The sequence below is a fragment of the Chryseobacterium sp. Tr-659 genome, from assembly GCF_011752975.1.
In the GTDB taxonomy this organism is placed as follows: Bacteria; Bacteroidota; Bacteroidia; order Flavobacteriales; family Weeksellaceae; genus Chryseobacterium.
The window spans coordinates 269659-294814 of sequence record NZ_VWWP01000004.1; the positions used below are offsets into that span (position 1 = coordinate 269659).

A 25156-nucleotide genomic window follows, 5' to 3' on the forward strand; every position below is an offset into this window, starting at 1 on the left:
ACTGAGAAAAGGAGCCAGTATTAGGAACTTTTTTTTTTAGTATCACCTGAATTAGCTGTCAGAGAAGCCAGCTGCATCAGTGCAATTTCAACCGTAAGTCTGGGGTTTTTGGAATTTTTATAATTAATATCCGCATGGTTGCAGATCTCAATGCCGTCAATCAGCTGCTGGGCTGCCCATTTTTGTCCTTGTTCTACGAACTTAACCTTGGTCTTCTCACCCACTTCAATCAGATCAATGGTGGAAGTGTTTTGTGCCATCATCAGATCTCTGAAATGATTTCCTAATCCGGCAATGAAGATATGGGGATCGAATCCTTTTTTAACAATATCATTGAAAGCAGAAAGCACTTCCGGAATTTTATTCTCTTTGGCAAGATCTACTATATTCAGATATTGATCATAATCCAGGATATTTAAAACTTCGGCGGCTTTGGCCAGCGTAATATTCTTTTGAGAAAAGGTGGATAGTCTGTCGAAGATGGAAAGTGCATCTCTTAACGCACCGTCTGCTTTTTGAGCGATCAGGTATAATGCATCATCTTCATACTGGATATTTTCCTTCTGAGCAATATTTTGCAAATGCCCCTGAATGTCTTCAATAGTAATTCTTTTGAAGTCATAAATCTGACAGCGGGATAAAATTGTTGGAATAATTTTATGCTTTTCCGTGGTTGCCAAAATAAAAATAGCGTGAGCCGGCGGCTCTTCGAGAGTTTTAAGGAAAGCATTGAAAGCGGCAGAAGACAGCATATGAACCTCGTCGATAATATACACTTTGTATTTACCAACCTGAGGTGCAAAGCGAACCTGATCTATCAGTTCCCTGATATCATCTACGGAGTTATTGGATGCTGCATCCAGCTCATAGATATTGTAAGCAAAGCCATCTTCTGAAACCGAGCCATCTTTCTCATTGATCTTTCTTGCCAGAATTCTGGCACAAGTAGTTTTACCCACACCACGAGGACCGCAAAAAAGCAATGCCTGAGCTAATTGGCTTTCTTCAATTGCATGTTCTAAAGTATCCGTAATATGGGATTGCCCTACAACTGTATCAAACTCCTGAGGACGATATTTTCTTGCAGATACTATAAAATTTTCCATTGGTCAAAAGTAAGAAATATACTTTTAATTTGAAAATTAAAAGTTTTCAAATATCAACAAAAAAACGCATTTCTGTTCAAATCGGAAAACTTTTAATCTTTATTTCTTACTGTATGCAAATCCAATCAATTCAACAATAGCTTCTTCTATCTCTTTTCTTCCTTCCTCTGTTTTCAGATCAATACCGCAGAATTTACTTGCATTGTATCCTGTATAAAGGTTAAGATAGTAAGCTCCTGAAACAATCAGTGCCATAATTGCTCTGTGTCTTGTTGCTCCTTCTCCGAAGTAAGGATCTGAAATATTACCAAACAGCACTTCTCCTACCTCTTCACGCTGGTCTACCAGTTTCCTAAGGATAGGTTTGCTTTCTGAAAGTTCCCAAAGAATGATCTTCTGAAGCTCTTTATTTTTTTTCAGATTTTCAAACTGGTTAAGGACAACCATTTTGGTAAGTTCATGTCCTCCGTCAGAAAAATCGATATTTACATCCTGATTTACCTGACTCCAGTAATCCTGGGATTTGATATATTCATCGATCAGCTTATCAGTACTTCCAAAGTACTCATAGATCAGTTTTTTATCAAAACCGGCAACTGCAGCTATTTTACTTACTTTTAAACCTGAGTATCCTTTTACTCTTAAAATTTTACCAACTGCAGCAAGCAGTTTTTGCTTTGTTTTTTCTTTGTCCCTAATGGGGCCCTGCACTACTTTTCTAGGCATAATTTATTATTTTTTTGCAATATGCAATTTTTTATTTATATCTTCAAACGCATTGAGTGTTTTGTCCAGGTGTTCCTTTTCGTGTCTGGCGGTTACACTCATCCTGATACGTGCATCTTTTCTGGGTACAGCCGGATATAAAATCGGGTTTGTATAGATGCCTTTCTCTATGAGTAGTTTTCCAGCCTCTCCTGTTACATATGGATCTCCGATTTTCACGGGAATGATTGCGGAACAGGTGACACCAGTATCTAAGCCCAGATCATCAAGTCCTTGTTTGAAGTAGTTGATATTGTTCCAGAGTCTTTCTCTCCAGATGGGTTCTTCGTCTATTAAATCAATGGCTTTAACAATCCCCGCAGATGATGGTGGGGCTGTTGCAGAGAAGATCTGTTGGCGGGATTGGAATTTGATAAACGCGGCAAGCTTTTTATCAGCGATGACATATCCTCCCAGATTTCCAAACGTTTTACTGAATGTTCCTGTGATGATATCTACTTTATCCAATAACCCGGCCTGTTCCAAAGTACCTCTTCCTGTTTCTCCAAGGATGCCAACGCCATGTACGTCGTCCACCATAAGAAAGGCATTGTACTTTTTCACCAGATTATAGATCTCATTAATACGCGAGGTATCACCATCCTGGGAATACACTCCGTCCACAATAACGAGTTTCGTACGGTACAGATTTTCAGATACCTTCAAAATGTGTTCCAAAGATTCCAAATTATTGTGCGGAAATGTTTTTTTATTGGTAAATGCACATCCTTCATGCACACTTGCATGTACAGCCATGTCTAAAATGGCAAGGTCTTCTTTCAGCATTAAACATTGTAAAGTAGCACTATTGGCTGTATATCCAGTGGTAAATACTACGGCTTCATCTTCATTTCTTTTGAAAAACCCTGAAATCTTTTTTTCTAGAGCATTGTGATAATCAAAATACCCTCCGATAAGCGGAGTTGCTCCTGTACCTGTGCCATATTTCTCTATTCCTTCAATAGCAGCCTGTTTTACTTTTGGGTGTTGGGTAAATCCTAAATAATCACTTGATACAAAACTAACAAATTCTCTGTTTTGGTTTGCAATATTTACATTCAGTATCGCATTGGTTCCTGAAGTATTTTTCAACCTGTAATTCATATGTCCGTTAGACTTTACATAGTCTAGGTATTCATAAAAAATTTCAGCTCTTTGGGCCATATCATTATCTGGTATATTCTCAAAGTCTTTAATAGTTGCTGTTGTGAAATTGATGCTCATCCTTAATCTTGTTTATTGTGTGGTTCGAAGAAACAAATATATGATTATTTAAAGGGCTTAAGCTTCCCCATTAAGATTAAATATTATTAAAGACACAATAAATTACCCTTATTATCTGGAAACCAAAGTATTTAATATATCTGTCTCTTTTAACATTTCTTTTGTATTGAATTAATTAGTTTTTTCTTACCTAAATTTAATAAAAAAAGTAAACAATAAAGAAATATTAATAAATAAATGATAAAAAAAATACGTTTTTTTTCACAACCATCTCATTTATAAAAGATTATTTTTTTTCTATTTTCTCATTATAATTCATTAAACTCTGTCCTGAAGCAGAAAGCCGGAATCATTTAATTCCCGAAAGAGAGATAAACACTTACGGATAAGTTTATAAAATGTATTTTGGAAAGATAGAAAAGTAGATTTATTTAACATTTATGAGCATTTCTGAATGCTCCCGGAGTATAACCTGTTATTTTTTTGAAGAATTTTGAAAAATTGGATGGATCATAGGTTAACATACGGGCAATTTCCGCAATTGATTTATCTGAAGTAGCAAGCATATTTTTTGCTACCTGTATAATTTTTTCATCATAAAAATAGCAAGGATGTCTGCCTGTTTCTTTTTTCACTGTATCGGTAAGATGTTTATGGGAGATAGCGAGTTCTCCGGCAATTTCATTTACCTCCATAAATTCCGGAATATTTCCAGAAACAACATCTTTAATATGTTTTTCCAGAAACATAAAATATTGGCTGGTAATCTCTTCACTTCTTTTCATCATTTTGTTCTTAATAGTCTATTCAAAATATAAATTTAGCAATAAGAAACAAAACAACATGGTGAACTTTTCGGAAATTCACCAAGAAATATAAAATAAAAAACTTGTTTTAGATATTTGTTTAGATTTTTTTCAACCCTAAGGATAAGCTTAACTCCGATTAAAAGTTTTATAAATCTCAATCTGGGAAACTCTATCATCTTTAAAAAAAAGCGCCAGAATAATCTTTCTCCCAAGCCAGGTTCTGTCTAATTCATAGGTCCAGGTATTATCCAAAAAAAGATTAAAACCATCCCCTAATTCTGTTTTGACTTCATGACGGGTTTTCCCAATCAAATGATTAAAGTTCTCCTTTTTCATGTTTTTGTGTTTGCACTTAAAAATGCAAAATCAAGGCCAGAAAAAACAGTACGTATCATTAATTATTTTCAGCCTTATTAACGATAGCTTTCCCTATTTTCACAAACAAAGCAAATGCAATACAAAATAAAATTCGTTTTTTTTACAAAATTATAGAAATAGCAAAAGATCTCTTAATGAGATCCTTTGTATAGGTGGCAAAATCTTTTGTGTTCTTAGAATCATTATTTCTTCAGATCAATAAAGCTTCTTTCATCGTTATGGGAACCTTTTGCAAAATTAAGAATCCTATTTTTCCGCATCAAAGTCCGGTTGTAGAATTAACATCAAATTTTTGTCAAATTTTTACTACAAAAAACTGTTAAAAAATAGCAAAGTCAAAGATTTATTAAATTCTCTAAATGACAAGAGTACGCTCATATCCAAGATTTATAAATTTTACAATAAATTATGAATTCACTAAACAATAGAGATTATAAGAAATATTATGAAAATAAATCCAATGTTAAAATTTCACTAAATAATGAAATATTTTAATATTATGAAAATTCTTATGTACTTCAAACTCAGCAAATGTGGATAAAACTTATATGAAACAAATCAAAATATACTGATTTATCTCCATAATTTCATTATTTTTACACAATCAAAAAAAACTAAAACACAAAGGCTAAGAAAACTTAATGATAAAAATTTATTCTCAATCGTTCCTGCCTCTTAAAAAAACTTGGACTTGTACAAATACTATTATTAACCGTTTTTTGCAATAAAGCAGGAGACACAGATCAGTTTTGCACATCTATGAGAATTTGGGCATTATTTTTTGCTTGCTTATATTTAAACGTTAACGGACAGCGCCACACGTCTATGTGGTATAATATAGATAACGGGCTTCCGCAAAGCAGTGCAAAGGCTATTGTGAAAGATAAATACGGTTTTATCTGGATCTCTACAGAAAATGGAATTGTGCGCTATGACGGAAGTTCTTTTATTACTTTTAATAATTTCAGAGTAAATAATCTGTATTTTGGTGAGTTTATTGGAAATCCGTTTCTTGACAGCATTACGGTTCTTAATAACTTTCAGGAAAATAAAATTATCATTAAAAACAGATTTCCTAAGCTTGCTCCGCTTCAGAGCAATGATAAATTGGCATTTTCCCAAGGCTCAGATTTTATGCATCGAATTGCCAATAATATCATATCGGCTAATTTTTATAATGACCTTCATTATTTTATCCAGCTTAAAAACTCGGTTTATAACTTTACTGAAAAGAATACCATTGTTTATAAAGACCAACAGGGAAAGGAAACAAAGATAGCAATTCCTTTTTCCAATAAGGATCTGACCAATATTTTCGTGGTAGACAATATTCTTTTTATTAATGACCTGAAAGCAAGAAAAACCTATTCGATAGATCAGGGAAAATTATCTGTTTCGGAGAAGCCGAGCCTTTTTAATCATCCCGACACCAAAATATACTGGCAACAAATTACCAATCAGACCTTCATTATCAATCATAATAATATTTATATTGTGGAGGGAGGCGGAAAGAGTCTTTCTCTGAAATTTCTGATAAAATTTGATGAAATCGGAAGACACTCTTACTGTTCCATGTTCTACGATAAAGATTTCAATAAGCTTTACCTGGGAACTCTTAACAATGGACTTAATGTTCTTACGCTTTCTAATTTTTATGTTGCCAGAAAAGAGACTGATTTTTCCAATAATGTTTATTATGCTTCTCTGCCATTCAGTTCCGGGACGATTATGGCAGAAGATGGGACTGTATTCAACAGAGAAGGTATCGTTAGTAAGTATCATTTCGGAAACAATGATAATTACCTTATGATGTACGATAGTTCCGGCAATATTCTGATTAAGAAAAGAAACAGTATTATCAGATTTTATAAGAATTCGGGATATAAAAAGAAGGATTCCGTTTACATTCAAAAAGGGTTTGAAGCTTTTATGAAAAGTGGAAATATTTATGGCTCTACTTTCACTGATTTTTCAGATAATCAGCTCAATATCTTTAAAAAGGACTTGTTTACCCAACCCGATTTTGTTTATCATTTTAAAAGCTTCATCAATACTTTTTTCCAATACAATAACGATGAAATTCTTATAGGAAGCAGTGACGGGCTGTACTCTGCCAAGTTAGGGACCGGAACCGTGACTCCTTTAATGAAAAATATTTATGTAAAAAGCATTTTCAAAACAAAAGATAACCTCATTTGGGTGATGACCAATAAAAGTGGATTTTTTCTTTTCAAAAACAGAAAGCTAATTAAGATGCCTACCGACAGAAATAATTATCTTCAGGCGGCCCATTATATCCTTGAGGACAAAAAAGGCTCTTATTGGATATCTTCCAATAACGGATTGTTTAAGGTTCCCAAAAAGCAATTGCTGCAATATGCGGAAGACGGAAAAAAACCTGTCTACTATTATCGTTTTACCAAAAAGGACGGGTTTCTTACGAATGAGTTCAACGGCAGCTCGGAACCGAATGCTTATGCACTGGAAAACGGAGATTTTGTATTTCCCTCTATGGATGGTTTTGTATTCTTTAACCCGCAGAGTATTGAAACATATTATCCTGAAAGAAATCAAATTTATATGGAGAGGGTAAAGATCGGTAACTCTGAAACTCATTATTTCCATGATACACTTGATTTAAAAAAAGATTACAAAACAGCAGATATATTTATCGATATTCCTTATTTCTCTAACCTGGAAAATCTTTATATAGAGGCTAAAATATCAGGTAAAGAAAACACTGATTGGGAACAAATCGCCACAGGAAAGGAGTTAAAGTACACCATCAGCAATCTTAGCCCGGGAGACTATACTTTGAACGTAAGGATATTGGTTTCTCCGGATGGAAAATTTGAAGAAAAGACGATTCATTTCAAAATCCAGCCTTTTTTTTATCAGACATTACTTTTCAGGGTGGCTGCTTCAATCATTATATTGATTATCATCACTATCATAGTTCAGCTGATGACTAATTTTTTAAGAATAAAAAACAAAGCATTAAAACAGATTGTCCACAATAAAAATTCTGAGCTTAAAGAAACTTCATTTAACCTTGAAGTGGTAAAAAGTAATTTGCAGAAAGAAACAGAATATCAAAAGAAGCTGGTGGAAACCATCAGCCACGACATTACTACTCCTATAAGATTTATTGCCATGCTTTCTCAGAAACTCCATGAATCGGACGATGTAGAACTTCAAAAGAAGTATTTTGACAGTATTTATAAATCTTCAGAACAACTTTATCAGTTCACTCTTAATTTGAAAGAGTATACAGAGCTTTATAAGGCTGAAAACATCTTTGAAAAGCTGGAATACCCTATCAATAGAATTTTGGAGATCAAAAACAGACTGTTTTGTGAAATTGCAAAAGAAAAAGAGACTACTATTATCAATACTACTCAGGAAAAAATATACTCCAGAGTGAATGAGAGTATCTTAACAGCCATTATTCACAATATTCTTGATAATGCAGTGAAGAATACTTTAGGAGGAGAAATCACTCTGGCTATTAATGAAAACCAAGAAAAAACCACCATAATAATAGCTGATACGGGAACGGGAATGTCTGCAGACCAAATCGCAACCTATATGAATCTGTTCAGAAATCCTAAACTGGAAACCCCCAGTTTTAAAGGCAAAGGACTTGGGTTGCATATGGTAATTCATCTGGTCAAAAAGATCAATGCGGAAATCGGCTTTAGACAAAACCAGCCCCAAGGAACTATTGTGGAAATAACCCTCAGGAAAAACTAATCTTTATGAATGAAAAAATATTAATCGCTGATGATCATTATGTAGTAAGAGCAGGAACTGCTCTCGTTCTGGAAACGGCTTACCCTAATCTAAGAATAAATTTTGCAGAAAACTATGAGCAGGTAAAAACATTATTGGAAAGCAAATATTATGACCTTCTTATTTTGGATATTGATATGCCTGGAACTCAATATAAAAAAATGATATCCGAACTTAAAAACATCCAAAACGATCTTAAAATCCTTGTGTTTTCAGGATACGACAAAGATGTAGCTATCCAATATATCAGAGAAGGCGCCGAAGGATATCTGAACAAGCAAAGCAGTGAGGAAGAAATAAAAAATGCTGTAAAAGCAGTGATTGAAAAAGGATATTTTTATCCCGCGGAACTTATCGGGCTTATTATTCAAAATAAGAGAGACAATCCTGTAGAAAAACTTTCTTCCCGGGAATATGAAATTTTTAAACTTCTGGCTGACGGAAATGGTAATCTGGAAATTGCCAATAAACTTAATATTCAGATGTCCACTGTAAGTACCTACAAAAAAAGAATCTTTCAGAAGCTTGACGTAGGCAATATTGCAGAGCTGATTAAAGTTTATGATATGATGCACTGATCTCCAGACTGGAAGCAGGAAGAGAAAGATAATAGATTTTTGCTCCTTCTGCTTTCAGATGAATTAAATTATCACCACCTATAATCACGATTGAGATAATGATTTTTAAATTCGGAAAATAATCTGGAAATTTGCAGGATTAAATTTTCTGTTAAATTACTGCATCTTAACAATGCAAAAAAACATAGATCCATCCGAAAAAGCAAGTCAGGGAAGCCAACGTTTACGATATATAAAACTTTGTATCTTCTTTTCAGGGCTATCTGTATTTGCACAGCTCTATCTTTTTCAGCCGATGCTGCCCATGGCTGCGGAACAGTTCAAAGTATCCGTAGGTGATACTTCCCTGCTCGTATCGTCATCCACAATAGGCATGGCATTGGGATTATTACTTTTCGCCTTTAAAGCAGACAGTTATTCAAGAAAGGGACTGATGGTTTTTTCTTTGATCTCATCGGCTTTGCTGACTATTATTTCCACATGGATTCCCAGCCTTAGTCTTCTGATCACCATTGGTGTTCTGAAAGGGTTTGTAGTTTCCGGAGTTTCTGCCGTTGCTTTGGCTTATCTCACAGAAGAAGTAAGCGCCTTAGTTATTCCAGCAGCAATCAGCATGTATCTTAGCGGAAATACCATTGGTGGAATGAGCGGAAGAATACTGGCCACACTTCTGGCCGGAGAATTCGGATGGCGAAATGCAGTTCTGATGATCGGAATAGAAAGTTTCATTCTTGGAATTATATTCTGGAAACTTTTCCCGGAATCGAAATTTTTCAACCCTCAGAAAACGGATTATCATCTCAAGGTAAAGCAGATGAAGTTTTTCCTTACCAATCCTTATATGCTCCGTTTATACGTTACTGCAGCATTACTGATGGGCGTATTTGTAAGTGTTTACAATTATCTTACTTTCAGACTGGAAGCTTACCCATTTTCTTTAAGTCATTTTATTATTGCATTTATCTTTCTGATGTATATTTTCGGGGTATTTGGAACCATGATTACCGGCCGGCTTTCCAAAAGGTTTCAAATGAATGATATTCTAAAGGGTTCCATCCTGTTTATGCTTACCGGAACTGTATTGCTTTTATCTGAAAATATTTACATCGTTATTTTCGGTCTGGCACTTTTTACACTTTCCTTTTTTGCCGCCCATACAATGGCCAGCCAGATGACGGCTCTTTACGCTAAGCGCGGAAAATCTTCTGCCACTTCTATTTACTGGCTATTTTATTACTTTGGATCAAGTATTTTAGGAAGTGGAACCGGGTATCTGCTGCATGCTTATTCATGGAATGTCTTCATAGCCATTCTCATCATATCTATAATAACAGCACTTCTATTGGTTACAGCTAATGTCCTTCCAAGAGAAAGAAAAAAAGCTTAATACCACATAGATACCACACTTTTTTCAGTCCAAAAATCTGCCATCCTGCTTGAATTCATAATTTTAACAGATTATTAATTTTTTATAGTAAAAATTTAACCTAACATTCACTAAAACACGACTTAACACTACAATGTAAGGCATAATATTTGTATTTTATTACGGACCTATATCATCCATTAAAAATTCAAAATATTATGAACGTAGCAGATCTAAAAATCAAAAACTTAGTCGAGTACAAAAACCAGATTTATACGATCACTGAGATTTTCCAGAGTATAGAGCAGGCATATTTTGTTAAAATTGAAAATGATATTCAAAGTATTTCAGTCCCGGCGGCTTCCATCAGGCCCATTAAAATAACCGAAGAATGGCTTGAAAAACTGGGATTTTCGAGAACATACAGTTCAGATCAGCGGATACGGTATGAAAGACCGGAAGCATTCATAAAATATGATATAGACCTCAGTTCTAAAAAAATACTGGAAGGTCTGAAGATATATGGCAATGCCATAAAATGTAAATATATCCATGAGTTTCAGAATATTTTTTCGTGCTTATTCGGAAAAGAACCTGCATTACATTATGGTTATATGAAAACAGAATCGTAGTTAAATAGTTCTTAGTTGTAGAAAACCACAATTTAGCCCGTAAATTGTGGTTTTTTATGGGTAGTTGCTGCTCATTTTCTACAAGAAACAATCCAATTAAAATTCCGAAAAATTCACCATTGATAAGTCATTCATTTCGTGCATATTTGTATTGAAAATAAAAAAACACGCCAATGATTGTAAAAATTATTAACTCTGCACTCATTTTATTTGCTGTCTTTATGGGGCTTAAACAGGGAATTGCCATGATATCCGGTAAACCGGAAATGACAGAAATGTTTGGAAAATGGGGTTTCGACAAGACCGGACTCATGATTAACGGCGCTGTTACCCTACTTGCAGCAATACTGATTCTTTTTCCGAAAACATTTGTCTGGGGAAATTTTCTGATGGCAGCAGGCATATTACTGATTATCTGTTTTCAGCTTTTGAACAAAGATCTGAAAGGTGCTATGATAGAACTCCCCTTCCTTTGTCTGAATCTTCTGATTATTTATCTCCAGCATCCGCTTAAAAGCTGAAACCTATGAAAAAATACAAACTGATAACCGCATTGGCAATAAGCTTTTGGTGTGCTGCCTGTGGTCAAAATACAACTAAAGAAACACAAAAACCTCAAAAACAACCTTTAAAAATACAACCCACAATGGATTTATCAAAAATAACAGATTCAACGGTGAAACAGGCTATTGAATCATTGCAAAACGGTGATAAAAACTGGTACAGCTTCTTTACAGAAAATCCTGTAATGACTGACGACGGTCATACTGTTGATTTCAAGACTTTTTTCTCCAATGCACTGGGCAATGAAAAGTTTCTCAGTATAGATCGTGTAGAAAATGAAGGAAAAAATATTTACGGCAACTTCAAAGCCGGGAAATGGGGAACATTTCCGGTGTTTTTCAAGTTCCACAAAAATGCTGAAGGTAAGTTTGAAAGACTTGATATAGGACAGAACAAATAAGGGCTATTGCACTCCTATTCTGCACCAGGCCAAGCTTCAAAGTTCTTACAGCATATTTTCCGGCTGCATATAAATGGATAAGCCTAGGCCCAAAAGGTAATTTCAAACCCATGAAATAATTTTAATCTTACAGCATTGAATACTGCTTAGGCTTTACTCCGATGTGATCCTGAAATACTTTTGAAAAATGACTCAAATTCGTAAACCCTAGCCTGTACCCTACTTCTGAAACAGAATATTTTCCCTCTTTTAGTAGAAAAGCGGCTTCTTTTATCCGAAATTCCTGATAATAGCTGAAAATACTGTCCCCAAAAATCTGCTTAAACAAACGTTTCAGCTTAGTAGGGCTCATACCAGCTTTTATCGCTAATTCTTTGATAGAAGGCGGTGTATCCAGGTGTTCAAGAATTTGTTCTTTTATGATGTAAATGATTTTTACATCCTGAATATTTAATGCATACAGTTGCTTTTCATCGCGTTTTTCCAATTCCATCAAAAGTCTGCAAATCAATTCCTCTGCTTTTATCTTTAGGAAAAACAATATAAAAATTTCTTCAACAGGTTCTGACAGAATTTCATTCACAATATCCTGTAAAGAAGGATAAAGGATCTGCTCAAAAAGAAAAGGTCTATTATTCTGTAAAAGATTTTGCAGCACTGGTGATTTTTCAGATGAATAAAATAATCCATTCAGATAATCTGCATCCACTTCAATATTGATAGTGGCTGTATTTGAATGAATTGAAATCATCTCGTCTGTATTAATCCGGCTGGTTCCAATCAAAACAGAAGGTGCTTTTCCAACCGATGGCATTTTTGGAAAGATATTCTGAAACTTGAAAAATATCATCCTTTTAGCTTCATCAAGATCCGGGTTCTCAATAATCAGTTCATCATTTAGTTCATAATTACTGATAAGCATCCGAATGTTTTTGTTAAAAATATATCCCATACAGTATCCGTTCCCGAATTGAGCCGGAATTTCCAGTTTTCTGTTTTTTATCTGGGTTCCCATTATATCTGCAAACTTTTTCAGAATTCCGGGAATTGTAGTCTCATTTTCTTCCATAAAGTCTTTTAGAGCTATTTTATAGTCTAATATAGTTATTTTAAGCTTAAAAAGACCAATACATTTGTATCATAATTAAACATCATACAATTATGTTATTACAAAATAAAAAGATCGCAATTATCGGAGCCGGCCCGGTTGGGCTTACAATGGCAAAATTGCTTCAGCAGCAGGATATAGACGTAACCGTTTATGAAAGAGATACAGATCCGCAAGCCAGAATCCGGGGAGGAACTCTTGACCTGCACAAAAATTCAGGGCAGGAAGCGATGAAAAAAGCCGGGCTGCTGGAGAATTATTATAAGATGGCGATACCTATGGGAGTTACTTTTGCTGATGAAAAAGGAAAAGTTCTCTCTATCAAGCCTATTACTTCGGAAAATCAGTATGACAATCCTGAAATCAACAGAAATAATCTGAGAAAAGTATTATTGGAAAATTTACCGGCTAATACTGTTATTTGGGATAGAAAGTGCATTGATCTTGCAGTTTCTGACGGAAAATGGAAGCTTATTTTTGAAAATGGTACACACGCGACAGCTGATCTTATCATTGGAGCCAATGGCGGAATGTCTAAAATAAGAAAATTCGTGACTGACACAGAGGTTGAAGACACCGGTACAATAATTATTCAGGGGGATATTCCTCAACCTGAGATCAATTGTCCGGAATTCTACCAATTATGTCGCGGCAACAGGCTTATGGCTGCTTATCTAGGTAATCTGATTGTTGTAAATCCTGATAATAACGGGTCGCTGACTTATGGCGTGATTTTCAAAAAACCGGATAACTGGCAGAATGATACTCTTCAGAATCCTGATCATATCCGTGATATTCTTCTGAACAGATTCAAACTGTGGGATTCACTTTATAAACAGCTGTTTCAGTCAACCCATTCATTCTGGAGTTTACCCACAAGAATATTTCCTTTAGGTAAGCCATGGAAAACAGACCGGCCTTTACCCATTACACTTATCGGAGATTCAGCACACATGATGCCTCCGTTTGCCGGCCAGGGTGTCAATACAGGATTAATGGATGCTTTAATTTTATCCGAATGTCTCACTAACCGTGTTCATCAATCTTTACACGCTGCCATTAGCGATTATGAAAAACGAATGTTTAAATATGCATCTGAAGCACAACAGGAATCCTCTGTCAATGAAAAAGAAATGCGTCATCCAGATTTTTCTTTTCAACAGCTGATTCTGTAAAATACATGAAAACTGAGCGGAAATTCATTCCTTAAATAATGCACTCCATCCTCTGCGCAATACACTCCATCAATTATCTTACTGATTATTAAAAACTTACCTTTTTATTGAAGTTTCTTTGTGCTTTCAAATGAAAGAATAATGAAAAAGAAATGGATTATTATCGCTGCATTATTATCGGCAGCTCATACGTTTGCACAGATAGAAATAAGATCTGAATATCTGCCGCAGCAAAGGTATATTGATGACAACGGAGACAAAACGGAAGGGAAAAGCTCTGCCATTACCACTACCTTTACAGCAACCGTCCCTGTAAATGTTAAACCTACGGCGTACAGGCAACCCAAAATATGGGCAGCAACCCTGAATGCTTCCTATACCTCTTTCAGCAATACCGGAATTGCGGCGGAAGTCCTGCCTAAAGAAATGGGATCAGCAGATCTGGGAATAATGTACATGGCTCCTGTTCATGAAAAGCTTATGTTTATCGCAGGTGTTTCTGCGGGTGTATATTCTACTCATACAGATCTTAAAAACCTGGAAATAGATAATATTATTGTCAATATGTATTCCTCGTTCATATGGCAGGTCCGCCCGAAAATAAAAGTAGGTGTTGCCCTCATCGGAAATAACGCTTTTGATAAGCCCATGCTAATTCCTATGCCCTATTTTCAATATCACAGTGAAAAGCCACGCGGAATGGAATATCATGCGGAGCTCAGCTATAACCCCAGGTTTTCAGTTGGCTACAGATTTAGTGAAGCTTTTGCCTTGCGTATTGTAAACCGGCCTAAATTTTTCTTTTCAACGGCTACAATTGATGGTCAGAAAAAATATTTTGATCATCATTATGTAAGCCTTGGTATGGAACCTGAGTACAGATTCAGCAACTGGGCATTCAGTGGCTCATTTGGTGCAAATTTCGGACGTACTGACCGATATAGAGACCGGGAACCTTCTCAGTTTTTAAAATGGGGAAATGCTACTTTTGATCCTTCGTTCTATATTTCTGCGGGGATTAAGTATAACTTTGCAGGAAAGTCAAGATAATGTCTTTAACTCTTACCGAAATGATCTGTCAGTTTAGTATAACATTTTATCATCAAATATGAATTTTTCTGAGATTTTCAGAGATCGGGAAATAAAGTCAAACAGGTATGTAATTATCCTGTATTATTTCATCGTCACTACTATTTACACCGTTTATCAGATTTTTTTCTTCAACACGATTATGAAGAGCAGTATTCTGTCAAAAATTAGTCTCTGGGATAATTTCCTGCTGCAGTTCGTCCTTATCTATCCCATTGTACTGGTCATGACATTTCTGGATTATCTGCTCATTAAACTCATCAATGAGATCACTCCTATGCACAGCAGTCTGTACAGGCATGCCTCATCATTATTTGTGAGCAATATACTGTTATGTATCCTTTTGTATTTTGCCTTTAATTTTATGGTTACGGAAGTATTTGATGTTGGAATCAAGCAGTCTCTTTCCTATAAAACCGGCCTGATTCTCAATATCACCGCCAATTTACCTATCCTTTTGATCCTTGATCTGTTATTTTATTTCCAGGCAGAACGTAAAGCTATTAAAGCTTCAGAAAAGGCTAAACGGGACATGCTGATGTATCAGTACAACGCTTTAAGAGCACAGGTAAATCCACATTTTCTGTTCAATTCCCTGAATGTATTATCATCTCTGATCTATGAAAACCAGGAACAGGCTAATAAATATACCAAAGCACTATCACAGGTATACAGACAGGTTCTTTCCGTAAGTAAAAAACCGTTGAACACTTTACAGGAAGAAATGCATTTTTTCCGGCAATACCTGTTTTTAATGGAAATCCGTTTTGAAAAAGGTTTTATCATCGATATTGAGCCTATGGAAGAACGGGAACATCGTAAACTGGTTGCATTCAGCTTTCAGCTTCTTCTTGAGAATGCCTTTAAACACAATATAAGTTCAGCTGCTGATCCTCTGCTCATTCATATATCTGCGGATGAAAACGGGATTATTTTCCGAAACAGAATATCTTTACGGAATGATGTCACCCGGGGAGAAGGAATAGGCCTCTCTTTTCTGAATACACAATATGACCGCTATCATAAAAAGTTGTCAATAATGGAAGAACAGAATCAATTTATTGTCAAAATACCTTTCGTAGAATGAAAAAATATCTGATTATTGAAGATGAACGGCTTGCTTTCTCTGAGCTGAAACGAATGATGGATCATCTGCGTCCGGATTATATCCTGCTGGAAAGAACCCAAAGTGTGCTGGAATCCGTAGAATTTCTCCAGAAGAGTCAACCTGATTTTATCCTGATGGACATCAGCCTTTCGGATGGAAGCTGTTTTGAAATCTTCAATCATATCAAAGTGGAAGTTCCCATTATTTTTACTACGGCTTATGATGAATATGCCATTCAGGCCTTTAAAGTAAACAGTATCGATTATCTGCTGAAACCAATCTCTGAAGAAGATCTCGAACTGGCGGTCATCAAACTGGAAAACCTGCATTTTGAGAAAGAGCAGAAAGAAATAGGAATCCGTATGGTAGAATCTTCCCTGATGAAGAGGGTGAAAAACAGATTTCTTGTCAATTCACGGGAGGGATATCTTTATGTGGAATCTAAAAATATTGCTTATTTCTACAGCGAAGAAAAAGTCGTGATGCTGCATACCTCTGATGATAAAAGATATATTATCAACTACACGCTGGATCAGCTGGAAGGACAGCTTACAACAGATCTATTTTTCAGGGTTTCCCGGAATTGCATCACCAATATCAAAGCTATAAAAGGGATTAAAAAAGTGATTAACAGCAGACTTGCCATTGAATTTGAACCAGCCTGCCCCCACGAGATCATTGTAAGCCGTGTACGGGTTCAGAATTTCCTTGAATGGCTCAATGATGATTAAAAATTTGGATAATTTTTATAAATGTCTGTCCCTGTTGCAGAAATTCAGTCGTCATAAAGATGAATTAAAAAATCAATACAATGAAAGAATTCTTATTAGTCTTCAGAGCAGATTATCAATCTATGCCTAAGACATCACCGGAACAGATGCAGGCCAACACTCAAAAATGGATGAACTGGATCGCAGGAATTGCGGCTCAAAATAAATTGAGTGACAGAGGAAACCGTTTGGAAAGCTCAGGACAGGTTTTAAAATCCGGAGGTTTAATTTCTGACGGACCTTATGCAGAGATCAAAGAATCGATTTTGGGCTATACACTGATCCAGGCAGAATCCATTGAAGAAGCCACGGTTTTGTGTAAAGAATGTCCCGTTTTGCTGTTTGGCGGGAGTGTGGAAATCAGGGAGATCAGTAAGTTATAAAACTGTAATAGAACATTTCAAAAGAATATTATTTTAACTCACACAGATTGCATGGATTTAGCAGATCGAAATGAAAAAATCTACATAATCCCGTTGATCTGCGTGAGTATTTTATCTCTTGTGTATGTTACCAGATCCTAGTTTATACCTGTGGACAATATTTCCAGACAACAGCCTGAAAGAAATATAATTACCTTTGATATAGTCTTTTCAAAAATCATGAATCATCCGGATGAAATAACCCCGCATTTATTCAGAACAGAGTACAGCAAAATTGTTGCGGTGCTTTGCAGAAGTTTTGATATCAGGCATATCGAAATTGCTGAAGACATTGCGAGCGAAACATTTCTGAAAGCCTCAGAATATTGGGCTGTGCAGGGCTTACCAGAAAATCCTGCTGCGTGGCTTTATACAGTAGCAAAAAATAAAGCAAAGGATTATTTTAAACATCTTGCTGTTGTTGAAAAAAACGTAAAGGAAGAATTAAAAACCTTAGAAACTGAAATTCAGCAGACCATAGATTTTGATACTCAAAACATTTCAGACAGCCAGCTGGAAATGATTTTTGTAACCTGCAACCCTGCCAATTCAAAGGAAACACAGATCTGCCTGGCTCTTCAGATTCTCTGTGGTTTCAGTATTGAAGAAATCGCTGATGCTTTTCTTGCTAAAACGGAAACTATCAAAAAACGTCTCCAACGAGGAAGAGAAGCACTCCGAACCCATCATTTTAAAATTGAAGCATTAAACGAACAGGATATTCTTCTCCGGCTGGAAACGGTATTATCCACATTATATCTGCTTTTCAACGAAGGTTATTTTTCGAGAAGTCATAATCTTCTAGTCCGTAAAGATCTTTGTCTCGAAGCAATACGACTTACTTTAGTGCTTACCGATCATCGGTTTACAAATACTCCTAAAACCAATGCCTTATTAGCGCTGATGTGTTTTCAAAGCTCAAGACTTGATGCCAGAACCAATGATAACGGAGAAACTATTCTTTTCGATGAACAGGATGAAAAACTATGGGATCAGGCATTGATCGAAAAGGGAAACTATTATCTGGTAGAAGCCTGTGAAACAGACAGCTCATCTATTACAAAATATCATCTGGAGGCCGCTATAGCCTACTGGCATACTTCCACCGGGCATACTGATAAATGGCAGCAAATATTAAATCTGTATAATCAGCTTATTATTATTGAATATTCTCCTGTTACTGCTTTAAACAGAGCTTTCGCTTTTTCAAAAGTATATGGAAAGGAAAAAGCAATCACGGAAGCAGAAAGTCTTCAAATTCCGGATAGTGAGTATTATCATGGTCTTCTGGGATATTTATATTCTGAAACAGATTCAGACAAAGCTATACACCATTATGAAGAAGCCATCCGGATTACCCGATCAAAAGCAGAAAAACAAACGCTACAAAGGCAAATCAATCTTTTAAAACAGTCAAAATAAGATGTAATCAAATACAAAAGCCTCCCAACCAATGATCCGGAGGCTTTCCTTTTATTGTTGATAAGATTTTCTATCTCAGTCAATAGGGTAAGTTTTGATCAGCTCTTGTCTTCTGATCTTAATAATATCACCATTTTTAATTTTATATTTCTTTTGTAATGGTTTTTCATTGTGATAAACCGCATCTGCTTCAAGTAACAAGCCCAATTTACATGACGAAAGCTGTAAACATGTCCGGATAACGGTTGAAACTCTTACATTAAAATCAAAAGGACACTGGATTTGGAACACAATCATTTCAGTGTCCGTATCCATCAGATCTTTTATTTGAAGTTCATTATGAAGAATCTCATATTCTACACTTTCCAGCTCTGCTTCTACGTTATTTTTCTTTCTTATTTCCCGGGAAAAAGCATATTCCCAGGCAACTTCCGTATTATTTTCTGAAAATTTATTGAAAAGCTCTTTGCTGATGGATTCGGTTCTGATTCTTGAAAAGACAGTCATATTATAGGTATTATTACATTTTACACATCTGTAAATTAACCATATATCAATATTCTTTTTTTGAGCATTCAGTCTGAATTTATCGCTGCAATGAAATCTCTCGCTGTTACAATGATTGCATTTCTTTTTTAGTAAGGGAGTATTTTTCGCTCTTATCTCCCATATATGTTGTGTACTCATTACTTATAATCGTGCTTAATTCTTTGTTGGATTTTTTCCATATTATTCACGCATTATAAAAGGGCTGACATACATCTGATCTTACCCCAAAGATTATTTCCTAAGGGATTTTTTGATAATAGCTATTGTCAAAACTAAAATAGAAGATACAATACCTTTTACAGGCAATGCAATAAATAATATGATGAAATGAAAACCTGTTCGGGCAGAATTACCCAAACGAAAGAACGATCAGTCTGTGGTTACTGAGACTGATACTAAGCTATAATAAGTTTAAGAGTTGTTCTCAAAACGAGTTATTTACTTGGTTATGGTAAAAGTAGTTAATTTAATCGAACAACAAAGCATTTTTTAATTTTAGTGTTAGAAATGAACCATACAACAAATAAAAATTGAACCATACAACAAACCTGCCTTTTCTGTTTCTGGCGAACTTTGCTGTATTAAAATCATCAAAATGATACAGATTAATAAAATTTACATCAACGGCGAATTTGTTTCGCCCCTTGGAACAGAAACTTTTGATCTTATAAATCCAACCACCAATCTGAAAACCGGAGAAGTGACATTGGGAAATGAAGAAGATACTCAAATGGCTATAGCAGCAGCAAAGAATGCTTTTAAAACTTTTTCAAAAACTACGAAAGAAGAACGCATTGCCTATCTTCAGAAGATGCATGAAGCCGTAAGTAAACGCGAAGAAGAACTGGTATCTGTTATGGTAGATGAATACGGAGGAACATTGCAGTTTTGCAGAATGAGTGTACAAAATGCAATTTCCGCCTTTACAACAACTATTACAATATTAAAATCTTATGATTTTGAAAAAACAGCAGGACATTCTAAAGTTCGTTTTGAGTCTTTAGGTGTGGTGGGAATTATCACTCCATGGAATGCAAGCAACAGTTTCATCTGCAACAAGCTGGCTACCGCTATTGCAGCAGGATGTACAGCCGTTATCAAACCGAGTGAAATGAGCGCCAGACAAACGCAGCTGATCGCAGAATGTTTTCATGAAGCGGGTCTACCAAAAGGAGTTTTTAATATTGTAAACGGCCTCGGAAATATCGTGGGAACAGAAATTACCCATCATCCTGATATTGCTAAAATCTCTTTCACAGGCTCTACTGTTACAGGAAAAGCCATTGCCAAAGGAGCTGTAGACACTATGAAACGGATAACACTTGAACTAGGCGGAAAATCCCCAAATATTATTCTCGAAGATGCAGATCTGAATAAAGCTATTCCCATGGCAGTTTTCGGTGCGTTTATGAATAACGGGCAGGCCTGTATTGCTCCTACCCGTCTGCTTGTCCCACAAAACAAACTAGAGGAGGTGAATGAACTGGCTAAAAAAGCTGCAGAACAGGTAAAAGTAGGAAATCCGGCTGAAGAAGACACACTTGTGGGTCCAATGGTAAGTGCTAAACAATATGACCGCGTACAAAGCTATATCCGATTGGGACAGGAAGAAGGTGCTACCCTGCTTAGCGGTGGTGAAGGAAAGCCCGCAGGTCTTGAAAATGGAAATTTTGTAAAAGCAACCGTATTTACCAATGTTCGTAACGATATGCGTATTGCCAGGGAGGAGATTTTCGGACCTGTCTTGTCTATTATTCCCTATGCCGATGAAGAGGAAGCCATCGCTATTGCCAACGATACTACTTATGGACTGGCCGCCTACATCAGTTCTTCTGATAGGGAGCGTGCAGAAAATATAGCCGCACAAATTGATGCAGGAAGAGTTTGTATCAACGGTTTCTCACATGATCCTTTCGCTCCTTTCGGAGGTTTTAAACAAAGCGGTATCGGGCGTGAGTATGGTGTTTTTGGATTGGAAGCTTATCTGGAACCCAAAGCTATTCTGGCATAATATGTTAATCCTCACAGCTGAATCAATGAATATCCGACTGTGAGGATTATCTTTTCTAAAAAGTTTGTAAGTTTGAATAAAACCCGGTAAAATAAGACTGAATTATGGATGATCATACCATTCCTTTTCCTATCAACTATTCCTGTCATTTTTCAGAATTCAGGGAAGGCGAACAATTTTCACAGGTTCATAGTCTGGGACTGATCCTTTCTGGTGAAATGGAGCTGAATGACGGAATTACAAAAACCGTATTCAAGGAAGGAGAACTTTATTCTTCAAGGAAAAACCGTTTGCTAAAGTTTGCAAAATATCCTCCTAAAAACGGAGAAATAAAAACAGTTTCCATTTATTTTGATGATTCTGTTCTGCATGATTTCAGCCGGGAATATGGATATCAGGCAGAAAAAAAAGAAAATATCCCTGCATTTATAAAACCGGATCATAAAGCGTTGGTTACTTTTATGCATTCTCTTATGGCCTATGAGGAACTTCCTGCTTCGGAGGAACTTCTTCGTATCAAACAAAAGGAAGCACTATTGCTTTTATTGAATTATGATCCTTCGCTTAAAGATGTTTTATTTGATTTTTCTGAGCCTTATAAAATAGATATTGAAACTTTTATGAACAGAAATTTTCATTTCAATGTGAATGTTGAACGCTTTGCTTATCTTACAGGGAGAAGTTTATCTGCATTCAAAAGGGATTTTCAGAAAACTTTTGGTTTACCGCCAAGACAATGGCTTCAGCTCCGAAGGCTGAAAGAAGCCCATTTTCTGCTTACTCAAAAAGGAAGATCAGTTTCTGATATCTATCTGGATCTGGGATTTGAGAACCTATCTCATTTTTCTTTTGCTTTCAAAAAACAGTTTGGTTATCCTCCCAGTACATTGCAGGCTAAATGATCTGTATAAAAAATAACAGGCCACAACTACAATTGTTATCACCACAATTTTGGTTACGAGATCATTTTTAAAGCAAATAAAAACAAACCGCGCTATGAATATCATAACACGGTCTGAACTTTATGGAAACTAATTATTTTTACATACTCTTACACAGCATATTCAATGGAAGCTTCTTTTGCTGCAGCTACCATCGCAATCAGTGCTTTTTCAGTTTCATCCCAATGTCTTGTTTTTAATCCACAGTCGGGATTTACCCAAAGCTGGTTTGCAGGAATTACATTCTGTGCTTTTCTCAACAGTTCAATCATTTCTTCTTTTGACGGAACTCTTGGTGAGTGAATATCATATACTCCGGGTCCTATCTCGTTCGGATATTTGAAATCTGCGAAAGCATTCAGAAGTTCCATTTGTGAACGGGAACATTCTATGGTAATTACATCAGCATCCATATCTGCAATATTTTCAATAATATCATTGAATTCGGAATAGCACATATGGGTATGGATCTGCGTTGCGTCTTCTACCCCGCTTGCTGAGATCCTGAAGGCTTCCACGGCCCATTTCAGGTAATTCTGCCAGTCTGTTTTTCTTAACGGAAGACCTTCTCTTATGGCCGGTTCATCAATCTGAATGATTCTGATTCCTGCTTTTTCAAGATCTACCACTTCATCACGAATTGCCAGCGCAATTTGTTTACAAGTCTCTGAACGAGGCTGGTCATCACGTACAAATGACCATTGCAAAATGGTAACAGGTCCTGTCAGCATCCCTTTTACCCACTTTTCAGTCTGGGATTGTGCGTATTGAGACCAATATACAGTCATCGGATCAGGGCGTGAAACATCACCGAAGATCACCGGAGGCTTTACACAACGGCTTCCGTAGCTTTGCACCCAGCCATTCTTCGTGAATACAAATCCTTTCAGCTGTTCTCCGAAATATTCCACCATATCGTTTCGTTCAAATTCTCCGTGAACCAAAACATCAATACCGATTTCTTCCTGCCAGCGGATCGTTCTTTGGGTCTCTTCTTTCAGTAGAATATCATATTGTTCTGCCGTAAGATCTCCTTTTTTAAATTTTGCTCTCCAGCTTCTTACTTCTGTAGTCTGTGGAAATGAGCCAATGGTTGTTGTCGGAAATAATGGGAGCTGCAATACCTGCTGCTGTTCTTCTTTACGGATTTTAAACGTATTTTTTCTTTGTGCATCTTCTTCTGTAACCGCATTGGCTCTTTGTTTCACTTCTTCATTATGAATAAGGGAAGATGTTTTTCTGCCAGCAACAGCTTTTTTGTTTTCCTCAAAATCAGCAAGGATATTTTCATCAGCGGTTCCGGCTGCAAGCTCTTTTAGATTCACAACTTCTTTTACTTTCTGTTTAGCAAAAGCCAGCCAGTTTTTAATTTCAGGATTAAGATGAGTTTCAAAATCAAGGTCGCATGGTGAGTGAAGCAATGAGCATGACGGAGCTATAAGAACTCTGTCTGATCCTAATTGAGCTGCTGCTTTTTTAATGAAGGAAAGAGATTTTTCATAATCATTTTTCCAGATATTCCTTCCGTCAATAAGCCCTAATGATAAACTCAGACCTTCAGGAACTGCATTCAATACCTCTTCCAGCTGCTCAGGATTTCTTACCAGATCAACATGTAATACATTGACAGGAAGTGAGGCTGCAAGAGATAAGTTATCTTTTAATCCTTCAAAATAAGTTGCAATAATGAACTTCAGTTTCGGGAATTTTTTTCTTATTTCGGAATAAATGTAGCCGTAAGTTTCTTTGGCTTTTTCCGTTAAATCCAGTGCTAAAAATGGTTCATCAAACTGAATCCATTCCGCACCCTGCTCCTGAAGCTTATTTAAAATATCAAAATAAACCGGAAGAAGATTTTGTGCCAGGTCCAATTTATCAAATCCTTCTTCTTTTTCCTTTCCTAACAGAAGATAAGAAACAAGGCCGATAATAACAGGTTTCGCATTAATTCCAGCTTGTTTTGCACCGGCAAATTCATTAAAAATTTTATCTGAACTCAGTTTAAACTGTTGGTTCTTGTAAAATTCGGGAACGATATAATGGTAATTGGTATCAAACCATTTTGTCATTTCCATTGCTGTAATATCCAATCCTTCTTTCTGATATCCTCTTGCCATTGCGAAATAAAGATCCAGTTCAGAGTTATTCTTTTTTAGAACTACTTCATGATAACGGGTCGGGATTGCCCCAACAATTAAGCTCATATCAAGTACCTGATCATAATAGGAGAAGTCATTACACGGAATAAGATCTATTCCAGCTTCTTTCTGAATATTCCAGTTTTGATTACAGATATTTCTTCCCGCAGTAAGAAGTTCTTCCAAAACAATTTTACCTGCCCAATACTGTTCGCAGGCTTTTTTAAGTTCTCTTTTGCTACCAATACGCGGATAGCCCAGAATGTGAGTTTGCATTTTTTTTAACTTTTTGATTAGACTTGATTCTAAAGCTCTTTGAAATGCTTCGTAATGTTCTACGGAAATAAGGTTCTGGAAATAGTGATATACCCGGCAGTACAATTTCCCTTCACGAGAAAATGCATGGAGAATATATCATCTGTATGACCCGAAGCTTCAGACCGCGAAAGCATTGTCAATTCAGTAAAGGCAGGTCTCCTGACTTGTAACGGTTTTCGTCATCCTTCCCGCTTTCGGCAGTGGATATGCAAGGACAAAAACCTTTGGTATGTTACTTACAGTTGCGCGACAGCTCGTGATTTTCACACGATTCCCTATTAATCTACCTTAAGTAAAACCTTTCCTGTTTGATGAAGTATCTATAAAGAACTGTACTTTTACGGGCATTCATTGTCTGCCATAAAAGATTTTAATTTTGTGTAAAATTAGCAATACAGAATAAAACAACAATAACTAATAAATAATTAAGCAAATTAAGCTTCAAAAACAATATAAAAAAGCATAAAATTCTTTATCTTTGATTGTTTTTA

22 protein-coding genes and 1 riboswitch are annotated in these 25156 nt (G+C 36.0%); of the genes, 14 read left to right on the forward strand and 8 right to left on the reverse strand.

Annotation, left to right across the window (positions count from 1 at the left end; all coding sequences use genetic code 11):
* Nucleotides 1-20: 20 nt before the first annotated feature.
* The 5 genes from dnaX to F3J23_RS11830 form a co-directional block, all read right to left on the reverse strand.
* The gene (gene dnaX, locus F3J23_RS11810; protein WP_167028818.1) at nt 21-1106 is read right to left on the reverse strand and encodes a DNA polymerase III subunit gamma/tau; all 1086 of its coding nucleotides are present in this window, start codon (nt 1104-1106) and stop codon (nt 21-23) included.
* Between the two features lie 99 nt (nt 1107-1205).
* The gene (locus tag F3J23_RS11815; RefSeq protein WP_167028821.1) at nt 1206-1832 is read right to left on the reverse strand and encodes a TetR/AcrR family transcriptional regulator; all 627 of its coding nucleotides are present in this window, start codon (nt 1830-1832) and stop codon (nt 1206-1208) included.
* A 6-nt stretch (nt 1833-1838) separates the two neighbouring features.
* Nucleotides 1839-3095 (reverse strand): aminotransferase class I/II-fold pyridoxal phosphate-dependent enzyme, encoded by a 1257-nt coding sequence (locus F3J23_RS11820; RefSeq protein WP_167028824.1) that lies wholly within the window; start codon nt 3093-3095, stop codon nt 1839-1841.
* A gap of 431 nt (nt 3096-3526) precedes the next feature.
* Entirely contained in the window at nt 3527-3883 is a 357-nt protein-coding gene (locus F3J23_RS11825) for a helix-turn-helix domain-containing protein (RefSeq protein WP_167028827.1), read from the reverse strand.
* Between the two features lie 147 nt (nt 3884-4030).
* Complete coding sequence (locus tag F3J23_RS11830; RefSeq protein WP_167028830.1) at nt 4031-4240, reverse strand: hypothetical protein; 210 nt, start codon at nt 4238-4240, stop codon at nt 4031-4033.
* 801 nt (nt 4241-5041) lie between these two features.
* On the opposite strand from F3J23_RS11830, the gene F3J23_RS11835 reads away from it, so the two are divergent.
* From F3J23_RS11835 to F3J23_RS11860, 6 genes are all read left to right on the forward strand, one after another.
* Nucleotides 5042-8035 (forward strand): sensor histidine kinase, encoded by a 2994-nt coding sequence (locus tag F3J23_RS11835; protein ID WP_167028832.1) that lies wholly within the window; start codon nt 5042-5044, stop codon nt 8033-8035.
* 5 nt (nt 8036-8040) lie between these two features.
* Nucleotides 8041-8652 carry a response regulator gene (locus F3J23_RS11840; RefSeq protein ID WP_167028834.1) on the forward strand — a complete coding sequence of 204 codons (612 nt, stop codon included), beginning with the start codon at nt 8041-8043 and terminating at the stop codon, nt 8650-8652.
* A 172-nt stretch (nt 8653-8824) separates the two neighbouring features.
* Nucleotides 8825-10039 (forward strand): MFS transporter, encoded by a 1215-nt coding sequence (locus F3J23_RS11845; protein ID WP_194303850.1) that lies wholly within the window; start codon nt 8825-8827, stop codon nt 10037-10039.
* Nucleotides 10040-10236: 197 nt separating this feature from the next.
* Complete coding sequence (locus F3J23_RS11850) at nt 10237-10650, forward strand: hypothetical protein (RefSeq protein WP_167028837.1); 414 nt, start codon at nt 10237-10239, stop codon at nt 10648-10650.
* A 173-nt stretch (nt 10651-10823) separates the two neighbouring features.
* Nucleotides 10824-11171: a DoxX family protein gene (locus tag F3J23_RS11855; protein ID WP_167028839.1), complete on the forward strand. Its 348-nt coding sequence runs from the start codon at nt 10824-10826 to the stop codon at nt 11169-11171.
* A gap of 5 nt (nt 11172-11176) precedes the next feature.
* Nucleotides 11177-11614, forward strand: a complete 438-nt coding sequence (locus tag F3J23_RS11860; protein ID WP_228455326.1) for a hypothetical protein — start codon at nt 11177-11179, stop codon at nt 11612-11614.
* 127 nt (nt 11615-11741) lie between these two features.
* Here the strand turns inward: F3J23_RS11860 and F3J23_RS11865 are convergent, their stop codons facing one another.
* Complete coding sequence (locus tag F3J23_RS11865; protein WP_167028842.1) at nt 11742-12683, reverse strand: helix-turn-helix domain-containing protein; 942 nt, start codon at nt 12681-12683, stop codon at nt 11742-11744.
* Nucleotides 12684-12775: 92 nt separating this feature from the next.
* Between F3J23_RS11865 and F3J23_RS11870 the strand changes: the two genes are divergently transcribed.
* The 6 genes from F3J23_RS11870 to F3J23_RS11895 all read left to right on the forward strand — a co-directional run bounded on the left by F3J23_RS11870 (nt 12776) and on the right by F3J23_RS11895 (nt 18708).
* A complete protein-coding gene (locus F3J23_RS11870) occupies nt 12776-13897 on the forward strand; it encodes an FAD-dependent oxidoreductase (RefSeq protein ID WP_194303851.1) in 1122 nt (373 codons plus the stop codon).
* 141 nt (nt 13898-14038) lie between these two features.
* Nucleotides 14039-14947, forward strand: a complete 909-nt coding sequence (locus tag F3J23_RS11875) for a DUF6268 family outer membrane beta-barrel protein (protein ID WP_167028844.1) — start codon at nt 14039-14041, stop codon at nt 14945-14947.
* Nucleotides 14948-15005: 58 nt separating this feature from the next.
* Nucleotides 15006-16073, forward strand: a complete 1068-nt coding sequence (locus tag F3J23_RS11880) for a sensor histidine kinase (protein ID WP_167028847.1) — start codon at nt 15006-15008, stop codon at nt 16071-16073.
* Nucleotides 16070-16825: a LytR/AlgR family response regulator transcription factor gene (locus F3J23_RS11885; protein WP_167028849.1), complete on the forward strand. Its 756-nt coding sequence runs from the start codon at nt 16070-16072 to the stop codon at nt 16823-16825. Before F3J23_RS11880 ends, F3J23_RS11885 begins: the two co-directional genes overlap by 4 nt.
* Nucleotides 16826-16905: 80 nt before the next feature.
* Nucleotides 16906-17247: a YciI family protein gene (locus F3J23_RS11890; RefSeq protein WP_167028852.1), complete on the forward strand. Its 342-nt coding sequence runs from the start codon at nt 16906-16908 to the stop codon at nt 17245-17247.
* A 219-nt stretch (nt 17248-17466) separates the two neighbouring features.
* The gene (locus F3J23_RS11895; protein ID WP_167028854.1) at nt 17467-18708 is read left to right on the forward strand and encodes an RNA polymerase sigma factor; all 1242 of its coding nucleotides are present in this window, start codon (nt 17467-17469) and stop codon (nt 18706-18708) included.
* Nucleotides 18709-18783: 75 nt separating this feature from the next.
* Here F3J23_RS11895 and F3J23_RS11900 read toward each other — a convergent pair whose 3' ends face one another.
* Nucleotides 18784-19395 carry a DUF1062 domain-containing protein gene (locus F3J23_RS11900; RefSeq protein ID WP_167028857.1) on the reverse strand — a complete coding sequence of 204 codons (612 nt, stop codon included), beginning with the start codon at nt 19393-19395 and terminating at the stop codon, nt 18784-18786.
* 457 nt (nt 19396-19852) lie between these two features.
* Between F3J23_RS11900 and F3J23_RS11905 the strand changes: the two genes are divergently transcribed.
* Both F3J23_RS11905 and F3J23_RS11910 read left to right on the forward strand, forming a co-directional pair.
* Nucleotides 19853-21268, forward strand: a complete 1416-nt coding sequence (locus F3J23_RS11905; protein WP_167028860.1) for an aldehyde dehydrogenase family protein — start codon at nt 19853-19855, stop codon at nt 21266-21268.
* 104 nt (nt 21269-21372) lie between these two features.
* Complete coding sequence (locus F3J23_RS11910; RefSeq protein WP_167028863.1) at nt 21373-22170, forward strand: helix-turn-helix domain-containing protein; 798 nt, start codon at nt 21373-21375, stop codon at nt 22168-22170.
* A gap of 149 nt (nt 22171-22319) precedes the next feature.
* On the opposite strand, the gene metE is transcribed toward F3J23_RS11910, so the two are convergent.
* Complete coding sequence (gene metE, locus F3J23_RS11915; protein ID WP_167028866.1) at nt 22320-24623, reverse strand: 5-methyltetrahydropteroyltriglutamate--homocysteine S-methyltransferase; 2304 nt, start codon at nt 24621-24623, stop codon at nt 22320-22322.
* Between the two features lie 173 nt (nt 24624-24796).
* A riboswitch (cobalamin riboswitch) is annotated at nt 24797-24983 on the reverse strand.
* Nucleotides 24984-25156 lie beyond the last annotated feature (173 nt).

What these genes read in the sequence shown, in the direction of transcription:
- dnaX (WP_167028818.1), bottom strand. Translation starts at nt 1,106, where the DNA reads ATGGAAAATTTTATAGTATCTGCAAGAAAATATCGTCCTCAGGAGTTT.
- F3J23_RS11815 (WP_167028821.1), bottom strand. Translation starts at nt 1,832, where the DNA reads ATGCCTAGAAAAGTAGTGCAGGGCCCCATTAGGGACAAAGAAAAAACA.
- F3J23_RS11820 (WP_167028824.1), bottom strand. Translation starts at nt 3,095, where the DNA reads ATGAGCATCAATTTCACAACAGCAACTATTAAAGACTTTGAGAATATA.
- F3J23_RS11825 (WP_167028827.1), bottom strand. Translation starts at nt 3,883, where the DNA reads ATGATGAAAAGAAGTGAAGAGATTACCAGCCAATATTTTATGTTTCTG.
- F3J23_RS11830 (WP_167028830.1), bottom strand. Translation starts at nt 4,240, where the DNA reads ATGAAAAAGGAGAACTTTAATCATTTGATTGGGAAAACCCGTCATGAA.
- F3J23_RS11835 (WP_167028832.1), top strand. Translation starts at nt 5,042, where the DNA reads ATGAGAATTTGGGCATTATTTTTTGCTTGCTTATATTTAAACGTTAAC.
- F3J23_RS11840 (WP_167028834.1), top strand. Translation starts at nt 8,041, where the DNA reads ATGAATGAAAAAATATTAATCGCTGATGATCATTATGTAGTAAGAGCA.
- F3J23_RS11845 (WP_194303850.1), top strand. Translation starts at nt 8,825, where the DNA reads ATGCAAAAAAACATAGATCCATCCGAAAAAGCAAGTCAGGGAAGCCAA.
- F3J23_RS11850 (WP_167028837.1), top strand. Translation starts at nt 10,237, where the DNA reads ATGAACGTAGCAGATCTAAAAATCAAAAACTTAGTCGAGTACAAAAAC.
- F3J23_RS11855 (WP_167028839.1), top strand. Translation starts at nt 10,824, where the DNA reads ATGATTGTAAAAATTATTAACTCTGCACTCATTTTATTTGCTGTCTTT.
- F3J23_RS11860 (WP_228455326.1), top strand. Translation starts at nt 11,177, where the DNA reads ATGAAAAAATACAAACTGATAACCGCATTGGCAATAAGCTTTTGGTGT.
- F3J23_RS11865 (WP_167028842.1), bottom strand. Translation starts at nt 12,683, where the DNA reads ATGGAAGAAAATGAGACTACAATTCCCGGAATTCTGAAAAAGTTTGCA.
- F3J23_RS11870 (WP_194303851.1), top strand. Translation starts at nt 12,776, where the DNA reads ATGTTATTACAAAATAAAAAGATCGCAATTATCGGAGCCGGCCCGGTT.
- F3J23_RS11875 (WP_167028844.1), top strand. Translation starts at nt 14,039, where the DNA reads ATGAAAAAGAAATGGATTATTATCGCTGCATTATTATCGGCAGCTCAT.
- F3J23_RS11880 (WP_167028847.1), top strand. Translation starts at nt 15,006, where the DNA reads ATGAATTTTTCTGAGATTTTCAGAGATCGGGAAATAAAGTCAAACAGG.
- F3J23_RS11885 (WP_167028849.1), top strand. Translation starts at nt 16,070, where the DNA reads ATGAAAAAATATCTGATTATTGAAGATGAACGGCTTGCTTTCTCTGAG.
- F3J23_RS11890 (WP_167028852.1), top strand. Translation starts at nt 16,906, where the DNA reads ATGAAAGAATTCTTATTAGTCTTCAGAGCAGATTATCAATCTATGCCT.
- F3J23_RS11895 (WP_167028854.1), top strand. Translation starts at nt 17,467, where the DNA reads ATGAATCATCCGGATGAAATAACCCCGCATTTATTCAGAACAGAGTAC.
- F3J23_RS11900 (WP_167028857.1), bottom strand. Translation starts at nt 19,395, where the DNA reads ATGAGTACACAACATATATGGGAGATAAGAGCGAAAAATACTCCCTTA.
- F3J23_RS11905 (WP_167028860.1), top strand. Translation starts at nt 19,853, where the DNA reads ATGATACAGATTAATAAAATTTACATCAACGGCGAATTTGTTTCGCCC.
- F3J23_RS11910 (WP_167028863.1), top strand. Translation starts at nt 21,373, where the DNA reads ATGGATGATCATACCATTCCTTTTCCTATCAACTATTCCTGTCATTTT.
- metE (WP_167028866.1), bottom strand. Translation starts at nt 24,623, where the DNA reads ATGCAAACTCACATTCTGGGCTATCCGCGTATTGGTAGCAAAAGAGAA.